Raw genomic sequence first — 17,725 nt, forward strand, 5'->3', positions numbered from 1 at the left:
ATTACTCACCTCCGTTATTAGTTGGTTGCTGCTTTGGATTCCCTTCTAAATTAAAGAAGTCAACATTCTCTGGCATAGCCATCCTGTTTTCCTCTATAATCTGTTTTAGCAGTTGTTCGGCTTCTTCTTCAGAAATTCCGTGGATCTTCATCAGAGCCTTTATTTTGCTTGTTAAACCGTTTGTAACAAGTAGAATCTGTTTGTTAATTTCAGATGCCTGATCTTCTGCAATAGAATCGTCAAAAGTTACTGTTACTTCGTAGTCTTCAGTAGTTTTAAATACGTCGTATAAAACTGCGATATCAACAATAACGTCAACTAAGTCCCTGAGACAATCTTCTAATATTGTTTCGTGAGATTGTTTTGTTTTGAATGTCTTAGAGTTTTCACTAACAACTTCAGTAGCTGTTTTAACTCCTTGACCATCAAAGCTAAATGCGCCTGTTGAGAATCCTGTTTGCATTGATAGGTAATTTAATAGAGCGTTAATAGCCGCTGTATGCTCTTCCACACGCAATTCTACTGAGATATCATGGATACGTTGGTCTCCCTCAATCTTCATCGCCTCGTACACTTCATCAGAACTATCGAAGTAACGATGTGACATACCAGATATCGGATCAACAACATGTTTGATAGCAGAAGCAGGTACAATAATACGCTTCTTACCTAACACAAATTCTCTTTGGAAGCTGTCGAACGCGATATCAAGCGATTTAAGAACATCTAAAGAGTTACCGTACAACGAAATTCCAAGAGGAGAATACAAATCAAGGTTATTTGCTGTATTAGGTTTGAAATATACGAAGGTAGGACGCGATAAATTTTTGATTCTTACCTCATCTTCTAAGTCCTCGTATAGTTCTTTTAACCCTGTTTTCACACCTAATTCGCCTTTATTACGGCTTACATACAGTTCGTTTTTAATTACGTGCTGCGGACCTTCACTTGTTCGTTCGATTAAATGCCATTCTAAAAGCGTGTAATATTTACCAGCCTTTGTAGACTCGTTAATAAACACACCCTCTGTTACTTTGTTGTTATCCCATGATACAGGAACGAAACAATCTGCAGTAACAAACGATAATTTAATCCCTTCATTGTAATACACCTTAATCACCATGCCGCCAAGCGATAACATGTATTCAAGGTATCGCTGAAATTCTCTATAGAAGTTATTATCATCTAAAACGTTCTTGATATTATCGAACAACGCTTCGTCTGATATATTAATAGAACATTTCTCGTTAAAAATAAGAGAAGACATTTCTTGAGTAACCACTTTCGCCATGTTCAACGATGCCATACGGCGCTGTTTCTGTCCTTCTACCGTTTGATATTTAAGGTCGTGCCATTCGCTGAAATGGCCGCTATAAATCGCTTTCCAAATGTCTATTTGCTTATATGATTCTTCATCAATGGTAATCTTTCGATTGTCGGTGACCTTCTTAATACCGGAAATTAAGCCCATTTTGTAGAGTAGCTCCTTTCCTTTGTTGATTAACCATGTAAACACTGTTTATCACCTACTTTACATAGTTCTTGTAGAAATGGTTGCCAGCGTAGCGTGTTTCGTCAAGTGTATGGTTGTAATTATCAATAGGCGTGCCGTTATCTTGACGTACATACATGCCGATTTCTTTCAGAAAGTGGTAATGATCGTATTCTTCACACTCCATAAGGAAGAACTGCTCGTTCGTCATCAAGTTTTGGAGCCTTTCGATACCAACTTCCAATCCTTTAGCTGTGCCAGTAACATCATGTGCGTTGTTATCTGCCCCGACTGTATCAATCCCTATTAGGTGTAGTTCTTCACGTAAAGACTTACACGCAGGATCGACTTGCACTTCTGTATATCGCATCTCAAAGCGTTTTACACACCAATTTATAAACTTTTTGATTTCTTTTGCGTATACAGACATCGCTTTAACTTGTCCTGTTTCTGCTCCACTATGATAATAGTTAGCGACACGGAACAATCTGAATTTATTTTGGAATCTCGATACAATGTAGCAGCTGCAGCTCGTAGCATCACTTTGTCCACCGTCAGCAGTAAAGAACATTTCGTATCGATTACCTAAAACAACATGTTGGATGTTTTTATCCATATCAAACATGCTGTAGATAACACCTTGAGGCATTACTCGTTTACCATACCAATCTCGTTCCAATAGATACGGATTCTTAGAGAGAACCTCATGTATTTCCTGCTTACGTTTTTCTGATAATATCGGGTTATCATTAGGAGTCCAATGAGTCCAACGTGTGTTTTGAACGTCGAATACTTCCGATATAACAGGATGGTTAGGAGCAGGAGGGTTTAAGTCTGCTAAGTGATAACGGTCCTGAGCAGCAAATGTACGACGGAAGCACTCTTGAATCATACCCATGTTTAATAGGTTGATCTCACAAAAGACTACACTTCCAAGTGACATACCCGTTATGGCGCCGACACTGTTACTTTTCCCGCCGCCTTTATAATAAACGCGTTTAACTCCGTTTGGCGTGTGTATTTCAAGGTGCGACCCTAATTCGTTGTGCTTAATCTCTGCTAGATTGCCGAATATATGTTGTAATCCAGTGCCGTCACCATCTATAAATAAACGCTGCGCTTGCTCCTGGTTATAAGCAACAATTAAATGATTTGTATCTCTGGTCCACGACAAATAATCAGCATAGCGAAAATGCCCTGCTGTTGTTTTCCCAGAACGTGGTGTACCTTCCAATACATCAAAAGTGTAATTATATGGTCTATAGATGACTTCCAACTGTTTAGGGGAAAACTTAATCGCTGTTTTGCTCATATTGTTTACGCCCTTCTATTAATGCATCGAGTAGTGAAGTATCTTTCTGCTGACCTTTAAGTTTAGCAGCACGTATTTTAGCAAATTCAGTATCAGCTTTGACTTTCTCAATCTGTACCTTTTGCATTTCTTTGTTCATTTTGTGGCGCTCTTCCTCAATTTGCTTTTTAAAGTTGTCAGGAACTAAGTCGAAGTACTGAGATAGCTTATCCAGAGCCTTCATTTTGTCAGCAAGTTTAATGGAAATACCATCACGCCCCTGCTTCACTTCAGTAATTATTGAACCATCCACCATATCAGACTCAGCTAAATCAACAAAGTTCATCATTCGTGTTTCAGTAATAAACTCCGTCACTTTATTTCCTTCTTCATCTACTGATGTTTTTTCTAATGGTTCTAATTCAACTTCTCTTTGACCAAACGTCACATAGTTTGTAATATCAGCAAAAGCAATCTTAATATACTCTTTCAACACGTCCATTGCTTCTACAAATACATTTTCCACTAACTCACCTTTAAGCTCTTTTATATAGGAAGAAACTCGCTCGCGTCTTAGCAATCGACTTGCTTGCACGTGAGCTCCATCTTTGGAATATCCAGCCTTCAACGCAGCTTGTGTACCATTGAAGTATTTCACGAAATATAAACAAAAGAGGCGTTCCTTTTCGGTCAGTTCTTCATCCTCTAAAATCTCTTTTAATTTTTCTTTCGTCTTGGGATTCTGAACATTAGTAACGCTCCTTTTGGCAATAGTAACGTTACCATTCATTTGCTCATCCCATTTATCTTGTGATTTCCACTTTCTGATTTGCGAAGGCTTGAGGTTCAATTCAGCTGCAATATCAATTAGTGGTTTCTCACCTTTACTTGCTTTGTATATTTCAAATGCTTTATCACGATCTGGGCTTCGTTGCCTAGCCATATTCACCACCTCGCGGTAATCCCTAATTTATTTTACGGAATATTCAAATTAATCTTTTATAAATATGTCCAAGTTGTTATAATAAAGTTAACATTGTCATCCGGAAAAGTAATTCGTCCCCAATACGAGTTACTTTTCCTTTTTTATTGCTATTGGTTTAAGAACTCATCAATTGATTTATTCAGCGTACTAATAAGAGCCTCTCGACACTGTTTTGGTGTCATATCATCATTGATCTCATTATGTAAAGCTACAGCCTTCTCTAATTTCTGCGGATCAATGTGTTGTTTAACTAATTCCATTCCAATAACATTGTTGATTAAATGACCGACAATAACTGTTTGTTCTTGTTTATCTAGTTTCATTTATCTCACTCCCTTTAATTACGCCACATTTGATTGAATCAGCTGTATGTTCAACTATAGATTCCGCCGTAACCTTTCCATCTAAGTTGATACTAACTTTACAATCCATTCCAAACGGTTCGCTTTCGTTAATCTTTTTAACCACTTCAGATTGTTTAATTAATTGTTTAACATGAGTTATATCAGTTTTCGTTGCTAATGTTTCCTCTAACATACTAACCTTTCGACTTAATGCCTCCAAGCTTGTAGCAACATTAAGTACCGTTTGTTTCAGACCTTCATTATCTCTTTGTAGATCGCTAACGTTTTTTTCTAATTGATCGACCCTCATTTTAAGAATTTGATTATCCATCCTTCATCCTCCTCCGAAATAAATCTAATTTAGTCTTGAAATTCTCTAAAACTCAATGTATTATATTTTTGTATTTTCTCAGTTCCTAAGCCGAGAATACATCATCACTTCTGAAAGAACCCGAACTCCAGCGGGTTCTTTTTATTTACTTGAACTCATTTTCGAATTATTGTATTATATTTTCGGGTCTTGCTCCATAAATCATTATCAGGAGAATCTGCAGGTTTGCAGGTTCTTTTTGTAAAATAAAAAGCATCCACTACGTGAACACTTCATGTAATTATGATTAAATTATTTTAATTCAGATTGATATGCAGGTGAAACGAATGGAAAATAAAGAACATGAACAAAAATACGATTTAAACAAAATATACACATACGAAGAGCATCCTGATAAAATCAGTGGTCGCTGTGATAATTGCGGCAATTCCACATTCAAAAGTTCCATTAAAAATTTCATCTTCTTAAGAGAATGCCGTCATTGCGGCATGAAGAAAATCATCTAGCCCCGGATAGGGCTTTTTTCTTTATAAAATAAAAAATCAGCTTATTAGCTACTGTAATTGTTCAACTATCTCTTTAAACAACTGTTGTCCTTTTTCCAGATATCTTTCTATTCCGCCATCAGCAAAGTATTCACCTTCACTATTTATCATTTCAATCAGTACTTCACCCTTCTCCTCTGTCTGCGGTAGCTAACATAATATCCGTATCAGCATGGTCCCACATCATAACTGTATAGATCAGCACGAAATCACCTCAAAAGAATCATATTTTAAAAAATCCATAACGAAAACTAATTTATGCAGGGAAATGAATAATATACACAGAATGACTGCCGATAAGATGCATTATGTAAATAAGATAGACGGGAAATACCTTAGTATCAGTGTTTTCTTTCTTTCCAATGAATAATAGGTATTCATTATTTTATACATTGGCTTGAAAACGCCATTTTCAGCACCTAATCACCGTTATTTCCTGCATAAACTTCACTTTGTTAACTATCTATACTTTTGTTCAGTTTTAGTTTAAAATCATCCAATCATTCGCTAACATATCTGTTTGTGATGCGAGCCATCCGACTACAATTTCATTTTGTGCAGTTTTCATTGCAATCGTATCAACAAATTTAGGCTCTCCATTATACTCACCGTAACCATATCCTAATCCTCGTGATAGTTCGTTTCCTTTTATAAGGTAAAGATGCATGTCTTTTCCATTCCAACCTTCACGCTTTACTCTTTTACCTTCTACTAATGCTACTATCGCTCGTCCAAATGTCATTATTCAACCACCATCCAGTCATTTGCAAACATATCAGCTTGATACGGTTGAGCAGGAGCATATCCACCTTCTTTTAATGCAGCTACAATGAATTGTCCACTCCACTCAGGTAGTTTTGTATCTTGTTTGCCTAATAGAACTTGTTTGCACCAATAACCGCCCCAAACAGCACGAGTTACCTTCCTGCCTTTCATCAATGCATTCATAGCATCGCCAAAGTTTAAAGCTTCTTCAATAACAGTTGTATACCTCAAATCTTTTCCTCCTCTATTTTCGTTCGTTGTGTTCGTTTGTTTTGTTTGAATCCCATCATCTATCACATACCACTTCGCTTGTTTAAACAAAGACTGACAGTTCATTGAAGTTAGATGTGTTCCAATCTGTCTAAGAAATTCGTTAAAAAGCATTGGTTGTCTTAGGTCTACACCGTATTGATTAATACTGTTACTTAGTAACCAACACTCACATATAATTTCCCCATCACATTGAAGCATTACTTCAAAAGGTACTTCTGTATATTTGACCTCTTCCATCCCCTTCACCCCTTCTTCCACATGCAACACCTTTGCGCTTATCTTTCCTTAACAACAATCAATCCCAAAATCTTTCTGCTGCTTTCTTACCTAAATAAGCGAATAGTCCCTTAACAATAACAGCTAATACCCACACAATCGAACTAACCGTAAACACCGTCATATAACTTACATCCAGCTTAAATGCAAAACTAATAATCCAAGCTACCCCTAACCAAATTGCTGACCATGTTCCAAACGACAGAATCAAAATCCCTAATATAGCTAATGTAAATACTGCTCCTAATCCTTTAAACATTTCCTCATCTCCTCCTTAACAACAAACAAGACGCCACCCATATCACAGCAGCGCCTACGATAATTGCTATTGGTTTAATTGTTTAATAAAGTCTTCCTAACGCTCCTGTTTTCAAATCATTATTGATTCTTTTATATACTTCTTCAGCTAATAAAGTGATATTGTTTTCGTCTAGAGTGACATTAACAGGTACGGTATGATTTTTTAACGTTCCTTTTTTGCATAGCTTCTAATTTTTCTAGTAGCTCATGATATTCACCATATACATCAACAGTCCCTTTACATGGCCCGACCGTCAATGCTCCGGTAGGACATTTCTCTGCCCACTGCTTAGCAGCTTCGTGCATTATATAACCAAACTGATGTGAATTATTCGCGATAAATTGTTGTACTGAATCCACTTCTAATCCTCCTAACCAAATGTCCATTTTGTTCAAATTAATCTTATACCCATCGACTTCAGTGATTTCTTCAGCATGTACCGACGCGACCCAAACGCCATCTTCATCTAATAGTTGTTCATACTTTTTCACCGCTTTTTCTTCACTTTCTGCAACAACTAATCCTGTAGGATCATAATCAATCGCGTTAGCCTAACACATAAAAAGCCTCATATTATCACCTCATATAGTGATTACAGAACAACATAATTACTCATATACCGGCATATCTGCTACTGTGACTAAATTGGCACACGAATATATGAGGTTTACTATTATGTTGTTGTGTAATTTCTATATAACAAAGAATTTTATTCTCTCTAAACTAAGAACTAACATACATATTGGATAATCCATAGCTTACAAAGAACAAAAAAAGCCATCACCGAAGTGACAGCTCTTTTACGGCTTATAAAAATATTAAAAGGGATGGGAGAAACCTCATTCACGAAAGGGGATTTCGAGATACAGATTCAATTAAGGATAAAAACTAATTCTTATCCTTCTCCAAGCCACCGCATCAATTAATATGGCTACACGCCCTCTGTGTCAGTGACTGGGAGAAGACTAAGAATTTAATCTCAACTACTTCTCACAGGACTAGCCTTATAGATGTTTCACCATGGTTTGTATTAAATCTATAAGCACGTGTGCTAATCCTGTGAGAAACAGTCGAAACTATTTCTCGTTTATACTCCGTAGAGTCGGTCAATACATCGGTTGTCGCAGGACCTTAGCTGACCAATTCGTTTATACAATGTAATTATATCTAGAGGGAATATGTTTATTCCGTCCCCCTGTTTGAACCAACACAACCTGTAGCGGCACCCATCGCACTACTCGTATTGGCTCAAACAAAGAGCGGAACTCTTTGCCTAACGAAAGATGTGAGTAATTCGTTAAATTAATTCCCGGTTCAAATTGATGAAGCAGCTCTGTATTCCTATTAATATTTAGAAACGCGTAATCATCCAATCATGGACCATCACCCCATTTCCATTTTCAAGAACAACATTAACAGAGAATAAGAGGTACTATGTTCACCATCAACCCAGAGGACATGGCGGTCTCTGAGCTGATCACTAAACACAATGGAAACAGCATGACGAATGCGAGTTATCTCACACCCGCCACACTGGAATATGTCTTAATTAGTTTTAAATCTTCAGCAATCCTTTTTCTTCTTTAAAGGGAATCATACCACCCTTCACCACGGATTTTTACCGCCGACAGCCTGCACCTATACATTTTGTTGCAGTAACGTTTTGTTAATGAGGTTATTCTGTAACGGATTGTGATTACAGAATAAGTACGCTATCCCCTAAGTTATGCTGTTTTCAAGGAGCAATTAACTGTAGGTATAGCGTACCGTTTATTCAATTGTTAAAAGGTGCTTAAAAAGGTGCCCAAAAGTGACACTTTCTTAGATTTATGAAATCATTCCAAGCGCTTTAGCTACACTTAATACAGCAGCCTTTCTTTTTCTGTAAAACGTTCTTTTGTGTAGTCCCAGTACAGTATAAATGTAATCATCATTTAGCGATTTTATATTCATATACTTCATTTCAAGTATAGATTTCTGATCTTCATCTAATGCTTCATCTAAAGTTCGTTTGATTTGTATATATCGCAAGTAATCTTGATTCTCTTCCTCTTTATTAGTTCGTAACTCTGGGAATAATAGTTCTACACCAAATGCTGTACGCTCTTGTCTATTTTGATATTTCACTTTAAGCACGCGATAGTCTTGCAGTGTTTCAATTACATATGGTCTAATCTCTTTTTCATCAATTAATTGTCTTTGTCCCAAACTCGAATCCCCCTATTTCTGAATTTGTCTTTTTAACATCACATAAGGTACGTGAAATTTTACTATCTCTTTGTTGAATAAGGGAACGATGACTACAATACAGCCCCCACCACACTGTTAGTCATTGTTCCACTATCCATTAAGCTGTCTTTTGGCCACTCGTTATTCCACTACTAAATCGCCACCCATCATTTAAATGTTCCATTAACTCCTGATACGTAAATACATCGAATATCGTAACGCACTGATTATCTCCAAACCCTGGTTCTTTTCGGAACAACATATACTCTCTTGTACCTTCGTATCTTTTTATAACGCTCACCCCTTAATTTCTTTTATAAACACTTCAACACGCGGTTTCTCTGAATACCATTTACTTACCTTTAGATCCACTACCTGGCTGTCATCATTCCATATGACCTTGTTAAGTGCATCCTTCACTCCTTTTACATAATTATCAACGTCAGGTTTTGTTGTAGGTCTTAGTAACCCTTCTTCTGCTGCTAATGTTTTCTTCTTGGAGAAGGATTTGAGAGAAGGCTTGTACACCTTCACCTCAAGTTGTAGCGGTCCTTCTAGCAAACTTGCAGGAGCGAACTTTGCTGCAATTGCACTAACATATCGTTTAAAGTCCCTGGACTTCTTTGGATCATACATTCTAACTTTCCCGTGAACTGCGCTTGCTCTAGGTCTACCTTGGGCCACAGGTTCTGTCATTATAGTAAATTGAATCATTATTTCTATTAACCTCACTTTCTACCAAAGGATTATTTTGTTGAGTTTTCTAATTTTCTAAAATGAGTTTCAAAGAATGTGTTATCTGCACCTTTATAACAGCGTCTTATAATGTGTCGTTCATTAAAATCATTCGTTACCCTTAATGCTTTTAACAATGTCCATGGATCTTCGAATGTCGTTGTGTAGTGTCTTGCATGATAAATCTGCCCTTTTGTAAAAGCTCTTTTCCCTGCATGTTTCCCACCTTTTTCTTTATCAGGATTCATATATGCATCTTCAATACAAATCACTTTCATTTACCTTTACCTCCTTATTAATAACGAAAAGAAATATAACTCGTATTTACCACGCTAGTTACAAATGATTCGCTATAAAAATACTTTGGTTTAACATGAAACCTCTTGCAAAGTACTTGTATTTGATTAAACGATGGAATGATTCTTGATCGCTCTATCTCAATCAACTTATTAATATCGATATTTAACAATTCAGCAGCTTGCCCTTGAGTCATTCCGAATAAATGCCGAAGTTCCGTTAACTTCTCACCGTTAAAATTACTCAAAATATTTCGGTCCCTTCCGAATAAAACTTAATATTCCGTCAATACTGTAGACAACCCATTAAGTTGCTTTCTCCCAGTTCCCCCTTGGAGAACCAGCCGGGCAGTTAGCTTTTGCTAGCTGCTCTTTTATTTTGTTTTTACCCATTCTCCATAATGTAGTTCCCATCCCTGATCACGTAAATCAAATAACCGACTCTCTATTTCAAACGTTTTTCTTTCTTTGTGCTCTTCAAGTTCTTGAATTTCTTTTTGCAACCCATTTATTCGATTTTGATACCCTTTCCTAACTTCAATATCAGTATTTACATAATGCTTATAAGCTTGGATTCTTTCTTCTGGCCACTTTTCCATATCCATTCCCCTTTTCTACAAAATGAAATTTTTATATTAATCTTCATCATCCAATAAGATCAAACGTAATCTTCTCGTACTATCACCACAACGTCTTTCATAAGCTGGAGAAGTCATAAACCTAAGGAAATCAATCGATTTGTTTGTTTCCTGATTAATTTCTGGAATAGTCCCTTCTGAGATGAAGACATCCCCTTTATACAAAGCGTATATTTTTTCTTTCCATGAGATCCTCATATCCATTCCCCTTCCGATATTAGATTCAGAATTACAATTTGCCCTTATAAATCTTCTGGATCTCTTTCTCTGAAAAATATTTATATACTGCAAACACCTCAGGAAACTCACTTAAACATAAATCAATGATAGTATTGTCTGTTGTGCGTATATAAAAGTACTTAACCAATCCGATGTAATCATTGTGTAAGTAATAACTCTTAATCTCGTGATGGTAGCCATTCGCTTCCAAGACTTCGTACAGCTTAATTTTCGTTTCATCCATTTCGAATATTGATAACTGCCCCTCCGCAATATCCATTTGTTCAATCATTTCTCCATTCCCCTTTCGATTTGACTGAAATGTTATTTGTTATCCTTGTACTCCATCTCTACAAATTCAGCTGAATCGATTCCTTTCATTATCAATTCTTCTAGAAAGTAAAACGCTTCTTGTTCCCCTTCGTTTTCCCTTATATTTTGAAAATGTAATTTCTGTTCTTCATCTAATTCAAATTTCACCTTCGCCTCTAAAACCATCATTCATCCTCCTTATTTATTAAAATGAAGTTTTTATTACAAACTGTTTTGTTTAGACTTACAATCCTCACAGTAATTTTTAAATTGATTTCCTTCTTGCTTAAATGTATAACCTGTAGAAATTGCACCATTCATTTTAGTGTCAAAACTAGGTGGATAATTCGTTGTGCATAGAGGTACTTCTTTTCTGCAATCATCACAAATTACAACGGTTTTATATGACTTGATTTCCTCTGTTCTAAAAGCCATTACTTATCATCCTCTTTCTTATATTCTCTTAATTTTTCTTGCATTCTCCAGATGCCCGAATGGACTTTCTTAATTTCTTTTTTTAATTCTTCCGGAACCTCTTCCACAAGATCCAACACTGTATTTGCCCAACTCATCTTGCTAGAGGCATCTCCCATATATGCTAACGCTTGAAACAAATAATCCTCTTCTTTACCGATCTTCTTTAAATTTTCAAGGTTTGGTCTATGATCTAACACATTATCTGAAAATGGCATTTACTCTTCCTCGCTTTCTAATAAAATAGCGTTTTGGTTAAAGTTTCTTAACATACTCCCAAACGTCATCAATTTTTTCGTTTTGTATATCCAGCATTTCCTTATAAGTATCTAAACGTTCTTTTGAGCGTTTTAAATCCAACTTTATACACACGATGTGACCAAACAAAATACCAATAATTATCCAAAAAACCAATTCCATTACCTTTACCTCACTTCCACACAAGATAACGTTTTTGTTAGAAACTTTTCACCTTTTAATCAAACAAGCATATGATGTAATGTACAATTTGCTAGAAGTAATGTTTTCCTAAGTGCACTTGGAGTTTTGCACTTAGGATTTTTACATATATTATTCGATTTGAAATTAAATAACGATTTTATTCCGTTTTACTTACCCAAACAGTCGTGACCGCTTTTAAAATATTTCGCATCTCTTTCTCTGTTAAACTATCTACATAATCTTGCTTTTGTTTTTGAGTTAAGTGGATGCTTTTTGCTATTTCATTAAATTCTCTAGCCTTTTCTGTTCCGTCCATTTGGCTTCACTCCATTCAAAATAAAGATTTTATTAAAACTTTTCACCTTTTAACTGGACAAGCATATATTATTGTATGGAGGCATCCATTCATAGAAATCTACCTTTCTTCTTAAAGAGCATACTTACATGTGTGCTCTTTTTTTATGACTAAATAAGAATTTTGTTATAAAACTTCTATCTTTTCGATTATGACTGTAGTAAAAGCGACATCCCACTCATCATGTTCGTGACTGCATTTGTACCAATAGTTGATTACACCTTCATATAACACGTCACTTGGGAAAATGCTGTCGTCACCATTTTTTATCCAAACTGGCTTTTCACCATTCATTACATCCTCTAGATCTTTAACTACCGATAGTTCTTCTTGTAACTTTTTCATGACTTTATGAAATTCTTGTTGTGCATCATCTAGTAATTTATAAAATTTAGGTTTTACTTCTTCACCGTATATCCCAACTTCACTAACCTTGTATATTTCCATTTCCGCTCCCCTTTTCTCCCAAATAACTATTTTGTTATAAATTAAATGTGACAATCTACTATTACTACTACATCGCCATCCTCTAATGGATTAATGAATCGCTCTGTAAATTTTCCATCCCAATCATCTGACTCTGCATTTGTTTCCGACGACATTCCGAACCACCCCATATCACCTTTCGCAATCCAATTACCTTGTTTATCAACGACTGCATAAGTAGATAACGTTTTAGAGTTTCTTTGTACATACTCTGCTTCCGTTTCTCCTTTACGTGCGCCATACATAAGAACTTTTAGTACATCATTCGGAGATTCTTGCATTGCTTTCCAATCATTCTTTGCAACTCGGACATTTTTATCTTTCATCGCTTGTAGATCCAATTCACCTACATACGCTGCATCACAACTATTACCATCTTTATCGATCAATAAATTACTCCATCTTCCGCCTACAACATACCAATCCCATTTAGAATTCGGGTTATATGTGCTCAAATGATTTCCTTCTTCATCGAATTCTACACCGTCATCTTTGTACCAGTATTGCAGCCACTCTTCGTATGACTTCTCGTTAACTTCTGACGAACGATTGTACTCTTCAATTAATTCTTTCTTAGTTTTATAGATATATGGAGCTACCTCTTTCTCTTCATCAAATGGAGCTAACACCTTTTCTAAATACTGTTTATCCTCAGTTTTCTCTTTTGGAATTTGTACCATAACTGCAAAGTGACTCATAATTTATTCCCCTCTCTTTTTTTGATTAAAATAACGCTTTTGTTATAAATCACCAAAACGTCGGAAACTGTTTATTGATAACATCCACAACAAATTGTTTATTACGTTGTAACCAACTCTGAGCTTGTTTTAATGCTCCTCTTCTTTTAATTACTCCCTTATCGATGAGAAGCTGCTGATCGATTTGAATATTTGCTTCCTTGTAATAATGGTGATTAATATGGACCTTAATCTCTAGCTGATCTTTTTCATTTACAAACCTAACTGTTAAGTTCCCAATCTTTTTTAATCTTGCAATATCTAAATGCACATCGGTCACCTCGTTTTTATACAAAATTCAAATTTTGTCTTAATATCCACTTGCTAAACGATCATAGTTAACTTGGTTCTTATCAAAGTACGCCTTTTCCATGTCTTCAAATTCCATACCTAACTTTAAACCTATTGATATTAATGAAAGTAATGCACCCATATATAATCTGAATTCGTTCAAATCTGCTCTGTAAATGTTTCTGAACAATATTCCGTACTCTCTATAAGTTCTAGTGTAAAATTCCTCTTCAATATCAAATATTGTAATAAATTCATTAACTTGATCACTATGCCCGTACCTATTACCAAGGCTCGCCATAAAGTGTAAGCAATCGGCCCACTCATCATACTGACGTGCCTTATCATCTTTTTTGTTCTTTTTCCAATACTTGAAGAACCCAATCTCATTACTTAGCTCACCTAACTCCGTATATAATGCCTGTGTCACGTCACCAGTTAAGTTTTTACTTTCCAACCCATGAACCTCAACAACTTTACGATCTAGCTTGTCCTGTGCTTCAAAAATCTTTTGTATGTTTAACATTCCATTACGCTCCTTTTAATGAACTCTCAATTCGTTCCTTACGTGTAAGTAAATCTTCTAAATTACCTTCTGTTTTCTTTTTCTCAAGCCCTAACATATTTAAATGTAGTTTCATGTTGCTTATATCTGAATTAACGCTTTCTAATTCTGATTCCAGTTGAATTCTCGTTTCTTTCTTCATTCGATCCCTCCTACTTTCCTAATTCTGCTTCGAATTTACCAAACTCGAATCCGACTAATTTCTTACCACTCGGAAACACTGTTAAAGGAACTGAATTATACCCATATGACTTATGTTCTAGTGAGTACTCATAGTCAGCGTCAATATTTCTAGCTTCATACTCCGCTCCTGCAGCGTTTAGGGCCCATTTAACTTGATTACAATTTGGACAGTTATCTTTCGTATAAACAATGATCTTAGTTGCCATTCTCTTCATTCTCCTTTGCTTCAGTTAACAGTTGAGTTACCTCGTAAGTACCGTGCTCTGTATATTTCATTGTTCTTCCTCCTTGTATTTAGATAAGATAGTTGTTAATGCAATTGCCGTCCCTTCATTCGCAATCCATTGCCCTTTGTAATACCCTGCCAGTCCTAAATCCTCGTTATCGTAAGCCTTATCAGCTTCTTTTCTGTTTTTCACTGCTGATTGTTGTAACTGTTCGATATACTCTTCAATCGCTTCTCTCATTCTCTCCATCTCCTTTTAGTAGCCCCGCCAGTTCCTCGCAACTTCCTTCAAATAAGTCGCGCCCATCAGGTAGCTTGTATATGTTAATATCGATTAATTTGTTGATTAAAACGTCTTGCCTGTCCATGTTGCCTCCTAGCTATTTTGTTTCTTCTTATACTTACGTGGCGGTTTAGTAGCCGCATCCTCCACGCCCCAACCTCTATAAAGTCTTCCGTAAAATGTATCCTCTTTTATACCGTTTTCCCGTGCTATACGAATCCATTTTTTATACTTATTTTCTTTTACACCTTTCGGTTTCGTTGCTGCTTCATGGGGGTCTGTACCATTTTGGACCCTTAAATAAAAAGTTTGATATGGGATTTCATTTTGTTTAGCTAACTCGATATACTCTTTGTATTGTTTTGAAAACTCACGATCAACTTTCGGTTTCGTTGCTGCTTTGTAAGGATCCATCCCCCTACTGATTCTTGCGTAGAATGAAGTTGCACTTATACCGTTTTCCTGTGCCTTTTTTATTAACGATTCCCATTTATTATGTTTTTTGGGTGTTGTTACTGCTTCATAAGGATTCATACCTTTTTTAATTCTTTTATATAGAGTTGTATGACTAATTCCGTTTTTCTCTGCAAGTGTTTTTATTCCAGCGCTAATCCCGATTCTGCTTTTTTTCTTTCTAACCGGTACCGTTATAGCGCGTTCTATATCCCATCCACTCTCATTCACCCGTAGATACACATTTGTTTTGCTAATTCCGTTCTTAGCAGCCTTCTCGTAATCCTCATATGTAATAACCGTCGCATAATCTTTCATAGTACTTTCTCCTTAGCTATTACCGAGCAATTTTTCCCCGTCCTAATTGTTGGAGTTGTGGCAGCCTTTTCTATATCCCAATTCCGGGTGTTGATTCTCGACATAAATGTTTGATAACCAATTCCGTTTGGCTTGGCTATTTCTAACCATACTTCCATTAACCCTTTGCTTTTTTTCAGAGGTACCGTCGCTGCTTCCTTACATCCCATTCCTACTTTTAACCTGCTATAAAAAGCACCTTTGCTTATCCCATTTGATTCAGCTAATTCAATCCATTTGGCGTATTTCCCACTCGGTCTACGTTTAACCGTTCCAGGCGGAGCTGTTATAGCAATTTCCACATCCCATTCCGCTTGGAAAACACGATAGTATAGTAAATTCCTAGTTATTCCGTTAGCAGCTGCTCTTGCACGTTCCTCATCAGTTAACCAACGATTTAAAGCCATTTCCTTCTCCCTCCTAATTTAGCTAATTTCTTTTAGTTCACCATTTTCATCGTAGCGATTCCCTTGCTTGCCCGGTGGCTTCGTTGCTGCTAATTCATAGGACCAACCTCGTTTTAATCGGCTATAGAATGTATAGCGTGAGATACCATTTTTTTCAGCTACATGCATCCATTCCCCATGCTTTCTATCAAAGTCCATTTTCTTTGTGCCAATCGGTTGTGTTATAGCTCTTTCAACATCCCACTCATAGCGATATACGCGTTGTTGCAATCTCTTTTTACTAATACCGTTTGACTTAGCTGTTTTATAATGCTCATCCAAGATAATGAAGTACATTTCCATCCCTCATTTACTTTAAATATTTAGTGACGAACTGCGGTTCAAATCCATCTTCTAAAAGAATTCTCATTGCTATCGACTTTCCTTGGTCTCGATGCTTTTTGAAAAGCGATTCTGCTTCATCCCAACTAAAGTCTTTATTTCCGTCCCTGTTATAGCGCCATATCGCCGTGACATAGTCTATAAACATATCAAACTTAGGATCTATCTTTTCCTTGCTTGAAAGCTCTTTCGCACTCTTAGCTTGCCTCGGAATCATAGCGCGGACATCTACAAATCCTTTATTCCCTGGTTTGTTTTTAACATGTGATTTTTTCTTATCGAAAACAGATCCTTTTAATGGTTCTTGATCCTGATTTTGATTTAAGAACTTTTCGGATGTATTAATAGCTTTATAATCAAAACTTCCAACGACATCTTCTAACGTTAATTGCTTCATGCCACATCGCCTTTTTTCTCTTTCTGCTGCATACGATGAATTTTCATTAATCTCGCTATAACGGCATGACGCTTTTTATCTACTTCTTCATGCGTCTGGTTCGCCGCCTCGCAAACGCATGGCCCAAATTGATACATTCCCATTCCTATATCGTTTTGAATCACTCCAGTTCCGTTACACGCGCACATAATCGTCATCCTTTCTAATTACAACTTCGATTCCATGATCTGATATCTGAGCTACCGCAAAAGCCATATTGTTATGACCAGCAATGTTTAAACGTAATTTATTGAAGATGTATAGTAATTCTTTATCTGAAAATTCAATCTTTTTTACCTGTTGGCTGTCGCAGTAATTGCCCTTCCGTTTTTTCTAGCACATCAATTTCAATTCCGGTTTTTTCTGCTTCTATCTGCTGTTGTACTTCTCTTATGCACTTACGGTATCCATAACATTTGCCCACCGCTTTTATTAAATCAAACAAGGTTCTCGTTTCAATCCTTCTAACAGTTGGATCGCCGTAGCAAATTGAGCAAGCTGTCATCATTTTTTCTTCAATGTGCACTTCATGAATATCGATGTTATCAATTTCGGCACCGCATATATCGCAATATGGTTTGGATGGAGCTTGTACATCACCGAATAACATTTTCATAT

At 36.3% G+C, this 17,725-nt stretch carries 37 protein-coding genes and 1 pseudogene; 1 reads left to right on the plus strand and 37 read right to left on the minus strand.

The window, feature by feature from the left end; genetic code table 11:
* Position 1: 1 nt before the first annotated feature.
* The 5 genes from JFU02_RS04470 to JFU02_RS04490 form a co-directional block, all read right to left on the minus strand.
* A complete protein-coding gene (locus tag JFU02_RS04470; RefSeq protein WP_201070039.1) occupies positions 2–1,516 on the minus strand; it encodes a phage portal protein in 1,515 nt (504 codons plus the stop codon).
* A 10-nt stretch (positions 1,517–1,526) separates the two neighbouring features.
* Positions 1,527–2,804 carry a PBSX family phage terminase large subunit gene (locus JFU02_RS04475; RefSeq protein ID WP_201070041.1) on the minus strand — a complete coding sequence of 426 codons (1,278 nt, stop codon included), beginning with the start codon at positions 2,802–2,804 and terminating at the stop codon, positions 1,527–1,529.
* Positions 2,785–3,726 carry a terminase small subunit gene (locus tag JFU02_RS04480; protein ID WP_201070045.1) on the minus strand — a complete coding sequence of 314 codons (942 nt, stop codon included), beginning with the start codon at positions 3,724–3,726 and terminating at the stop codon, positions 2,785–2,787. The genes JFU02_RS04475 and JFU02_RS04480 overlap by 20 nt, the downstream gene beginning before the upstream one ends.
* Before the next feature lie 149 nt (positions 3,727–3,875).
* Positions 3,876–4,091 (minus strand): hypothetical protein, encoded by a 216-nt coding sequence (locus tag JFU02_RS04485; RefSeq protein WP_201070047.1) that lies wholly within the window; start codon positions 4,089–4,091, stop codon positions 3,876–3,878.
* A complete protein-coding gene (locus JFU02_RS04490) occupies positions 4,078–4,443 on the minus strand; it encodes a hypothetical protein (RefSeq protein WP_201070050.1) in 366 nt (121 codons plus the stop codon). The genes JFU02_RS04485 and JFU02_RS04490 overlap by 14 nt, the downstream gene beginning before the upstream one ends.
* A 326-nt stretch (positions 4,444–4,769) precedes the next feature.
* On the opposite strand from JFU02_RS04490, the gene JFU02_RS32010 reads away from it, so the two are divergent.
* Positions 4,770–4,949 (plus strand): DUF8096 family protein, encoded by a 180-nt coding sequence (locus JFU02_RS32010; protein WP_242488056.1) that lies wholly within the window; start codon positions 4,770–4,772, stop codon positions 4,947–4,949.
* 48 nt (positions 4,950–4,997) lie between these two features.
* Here JFU02_RS32010 and JFU02_RS32565 read toward each other — a convergent pair.
* The 32 genes and pseudogenes from JFU02_RS32565 to JFU02_RS04645 all read right to left on the minus strand — a co-directional run bounded on the left by JFU02_RS32565 (position 4,998) and on the right by JFU02_RS04645 (position 17,717).
* Positions 4,998–5,193: pseudogene (locus JFU02_RS32565) on the minus strand (hypothetical protein).
* A 276-nt stretch (positions 5,194–5,469) separates the two neighbouring features.
* Positions 5,470–5,730 (minus strand): DUF2829 domain-containing protein, encoded by a 261-nt coding sequence (locus JFU02_RS04495; RefSeq protein ID WP_201070053.1) that lies wholly within the window; start codon positions 5,728–5,730, stop codon positions 5,470–5,472.
* Positions 5,730–6,263 carry a Thoeris anti-defense Tad2 family protein gene (locus JFU02_RS32015; protein WP_242488057.1) on the minus strand — a complete coding sequence of 178 codons (534 nt, stop codon included), beginning with the start codon at positions 6,261–6,263 and terminating at the stop codon, positions 5,730–5,732. Before JFU02_RS32015 ends, JFU02_RS04495 begins: the two co-directional genes overlap by 1 nt.
* Before the next feature lie 58 nt (positions 6,264–6,321).
* On the minus strand, positions 6,322–6,561 hold the full coding sequence (locus JFU02_RS04505; RefSeq protein ID WP_201070057.1) for a hypothetical protein: 240 nt from the start codon (positions 6,559–6,561) through the stop codon (positions 6,322–6,324).
* Between the two features lie 182 nt (positions 6,562–6,743).
* On the minus strand, positions 6,744–7,094 hold the full coding sequence (locus JFU02_RS04510) for a hypothetical protein (RefSeq protein ID WP_242488058.1): 351 nt from the start codon (positions 7,092–7,094) through the stop codon (positions 6,744–6,746).
* Between the two features lie 1,336 nt (positions 7,095–8,430).
* Positions 8,431–8,811: an ArpU family phage packaging/lysis transcriptional regulator gene (locus JFU02_RS04515; protein WP_201070060.1), complete on the minus strand. Its 381-nt coding sequence runs from the start codon at positions 8,809–8,811 to the stop codon at positions 8,431–8,433.
* Positions 8,812–8,950: 139 nt separating this feature from the next.
* Entirely contained in the window at positions 8,951–9,133 is a 183-nt protein-coding gene (locus JFU02_RS04520) for a hypothetical protein (protein ID WP_201070172.1), read from the minus strand.
* Positions 9,130–9,546 carry a RusA family crossover junction endodeoxyribonuclease gene (locus JFU02_RS04525; RefSeq protein WP_201070062.1) on the minus strand — a complete coding sequence of 139 codons (417 nt, stop codon included), beginning with the start codon at positions 9,544–9,546 and terminating at the stop codon, positions 9,130–9,132. Before JFU02_RS04525 ends, JFU02_RS04520 begins: the two co-directional genes overlap by 4 nt.
* Before the next feature lie 32 nt (positions 9,547–9,578).
* On the minus strand, positions 9,579–9,845 hold the full coding sequence (locus JFU02_RS04530) for a hypothetical protein (RefSeq protein WP_201070064.1): 267 nt from the start codon (positions 9,843–9,845) through the stop codon (positions 9,579–9,581).
* A gap of 17 nt (positions 9,846–9,862) precedes the next feature.
* Entirely contained in the window at positions 9,863–10,111 is a 249-nt protein-coding gene (locus JFU02_RS04535; protein ID WP_201070066.1) for a helix-turn-helix domain-containing protein, read from the minus strand.
* A 126-nt stretch (positions 10,112–10,237) separates the two neighbouring features.
* Positions 10,238–10,462: a hypothetical protein gene (locus JFU02_RS04540; protein WP_201070068.1), complete on the minus strand. Its 225-nt coding sequence runs from the start codon at positions 10,460–10,462 to the stop codon at positions 10,238–10,240.
* Between the two features lie 36 nt (positions 10,463–10,498).
* Positions 10,499–10,699, minus strand: coding sequence for a hypothetical protein (locus tag JFU02_RS04545; RefSeq protein ID WP_080497311.1), 201 nt, complete (start codon positions 10,697–10,699; stop codon positions 10,499–10,501).
* Positions 10,700–10,730: 31 nt separating this feature from the next.
* Positions 10,731–11,012: a hypothetical protein gene (locus tag JFU02_RS04550; RefSeq protein ID WP_201070070.1), complete on the minus strand. Its 282-nt coding sequence runs from the start codon at positions 11,010–11,012 to the stop codon at positions 10,731–10,733.
* Between the two features lie 32 nt (positions 11,013–11,044).
* Positions 11,045–11,221, minus strand: a complete 177-nt coding sequence (locus JFU02_RS04555) for a hypothetical protein (protein WP_178389853.1) — start codon at positions 11,219–11,221, stop codon at positions 11,045–11,047.
* A gap of 33 nt (positions 11,222–11,254) precedes the next feature.
* A complete protein-coding gene (locus JFU02_RS04560) occupies positions 11,255–11,467 on the minus strand; it encodes a hypothetical protein (RefSeq protein WP_201070072.1) in 213 nt (70 codons plus the stop codon).
* Positions 11,467–11,724 carry a hypothetical protein gene (locus JFU02_RS04565; protein WP_201070074.1) on the minus strand — a complete coding sequence of 86 codons (258 nt, stop codon included), beginning with the start codon at positions 11,722–11,724 and terminating at the stop codon, positions 11,467–11,469. The genes JFU02_RS04560 and JFU02_RS04565 overlap by 1 nt, the downstream gene beginning before the upstream one ends.
* A 37-nt stretch (positions 11,725–11,761) precedes the next feature.
* Positions 11,762–11,926, minus strand: a complete 165-nt coding sequence (locus JFU02_RS04570; protein WP_201070077.1) for a hypothetical protein — start codon at positions 11,924–11,926, stop codon at positions 11,762–11,764.
* Positions 11,927–12,104: 178 nt separating this feature from the next.
* Positions 12,105–12,263, minus strand: a complete 159-nt coding sequence (locus JFU02_RS04575; RefSeq protein WP_201070080.1) for a hypothetical protein — start codon at positions 12,261–12,263, stop codon at positions 12,105–12,107.
* A 165-nt stretch (positions 12,264–12,428) separates the two neighbouring features.
* Positions 12,429–12,749 carry a hypothetical protein gene (locus JFU02_RS04580; protein ID WP_201070083.1) on the minus strand — a complete coding sequence of 107 codons (321 nt, stop codon included), beginning with the start codon at positions 12,747–12,749 and terminating at the stop codon, positions 12,429–12,431.
* A 41-nt stretch (positions 12,750–12,790) separates the two neighbouring features.
* A complete protein-coding gene (locus JFU02_RS04585) occupies positions 12,791–13,486 on the minus strand; it encodes a hypothetical protein (protein WP_098639549.1) in 696 nt (231 codons plus the stop codon).
* A gap of 49 nt (positions 13,487–13,535) precedes the next feature.
* On the minus strand, positions 13,536–13,796 hold the full coding sequence (locus tag JFU02_RS04590; protein ID WP_201070087.1) for a hypothetical protein: 261 nt from the start codon (positions 13,794–13,796) through the stop codon (positions 13,536–13,538).
* Between the two features lie 39 nt (positions 13,797–13,835).
* The gene (locus JFU02_RS04595) at positions 13,836–14,342 is read right to left on the minus strand and encodes a dUTP diphosphatase (protein ID WP_201070095.1); all 507 of its coding nucleotides are present in this window, start codon (positions 14,340–14,342) and stop codon (positions 13,836–13,838) included.
* Positions 14,343–14,346: 4 nt separating this feature from the next.
* Complete coding sequence (locus JFU02_RS04600; protein WP_176527235.1) at positions 14,347–14,523, minus strand: hypothetical protein; 177 nt, start codon at positions 14,521–14,523, stop codon at positions 14,347–14,349.
* Positions 14,524–14,533: 10 nt separating this feature from the next.
* Positions 14,534–14,770, minus strand: a complete 237-nt coding sequence (locus JFU02_RS04605; RefSeq protein ID WP_201070098.1) for a glutaredoxin family protein — start codon at positions 14,768–14,770, stop codon at positions 14,534–14,536.
* 66 nt (positions 14,771–14,836) lie between these two features.
* Positions 14,837–15,031 carry a hypothetical protein gene (locus tag JFU02_RS04610; protein WP_201070101.1) on the minus strand — a complete coding sequence of 65 codons (195 nt, stop codon included), beginning with the start codon at positions 15,029–15,031 and terminating at the stop codon, positions 14,837–14,839.
* Positions 15,015–15,158 carry a Fur-regulated basic protein FbpA gene (locus JFU02_RS04615; protein WP_201070104.1) on the minus strand — a complete coding sequence of 48 codons (144 nt, stop codon included), beginning with the start codon at positions 15,156–15,158 and terminating at the stop codon, positions 15,015–15,017. Before JFU02_RS04615 ends, JFU02_RS04610 begins: the two co-directional genes overlap by 17 nt.
* An 8-nt stretch (positions 15,159–15,166) precedes the next feature.
* Entirely contained in the window at positions 15,167–15,844 is a 678-nt protein-coding gene (locus JFU02_RS32570; RefSeq protein WP_346656156.1) for a hypothetical protein, read from the minus strand.
* Positions 15,841–16,290 carry a nucleoside permease gene (locus JFU02_RS04625; RefSeq protein ID WP_201070106.1) on the minus strand — a complete coding sequence of 150 codons (450 nt, stop codon included), beginning with the start codon at positions 16,288–16,290 and terminating at the stop codon, positions 15,841–15,843. Before JFU02_RS04625 ends, JFU02_RS32570 begins: the two co-directional genes overlap by 4 nt.
* Positions 16,291–16,308: 18 nt before the next feature.
* Positions 16,309–16,626 carry a hypothetical protein gene (locus JFU02_RS04630; RefSeq protein ID WP_201070108.1) on the minus strand — a complete coding sequence of 106 codons (318 nt, stop codon included), beginning with the start codon at positions 16,624–16,626 and terminating at the stop codon, positions 16,309–16,311.
* Between the two features lie 13 nt (positions 16,627–16,639).
* Positions 16,640–17,068: a cell division protein SepF gene (locus tag JFU02_RS04635; protein ID WP_098774350.1), complete on the minus strand. Its 429-nt coding sequence runs from the start codon at positions 17,066–17,068 to the stop codon at positions 16,640–16,642.
* Positions 17,065–17,256, minus strand: a complete 192-nt coding sequence (locus JFU02_RS04640; RefSeq protein ID WP_201070110.1) for a hypothetical protein — start codon at positions 17,254–17,256, stop codon at positions 17,065–17,067. Before JFU02_RS04640 ends, JFU02_RS04635 begins: the two co-directional genes overlap by 4 nt.
* 134 nt (positions 17,257–17,390) lie before the next feature.
* Positions 17,391–17,717 (minus strand): hypothetical protein, encoded by a 327-nt coding sequence (locus JFU02_RS04645; RefSeq protein WP_242488059.1) that lies wholly within the window; start codon positions 17,715–17,717, stop codon positions 17,391–17,393.
* Positions 17,718–17,725: the final 8 nt, after the last annotated feature.

The sequence above is a fragment of the Bacillus sp. TH13 genome, from assembly GCF_016651175.1.
Lineage (GTDB): Bacteria > Bacillota > Bacilli > Bacillales > Bacillaceae_G > Bacillus_A > Bacillus_A thuringiensis_S.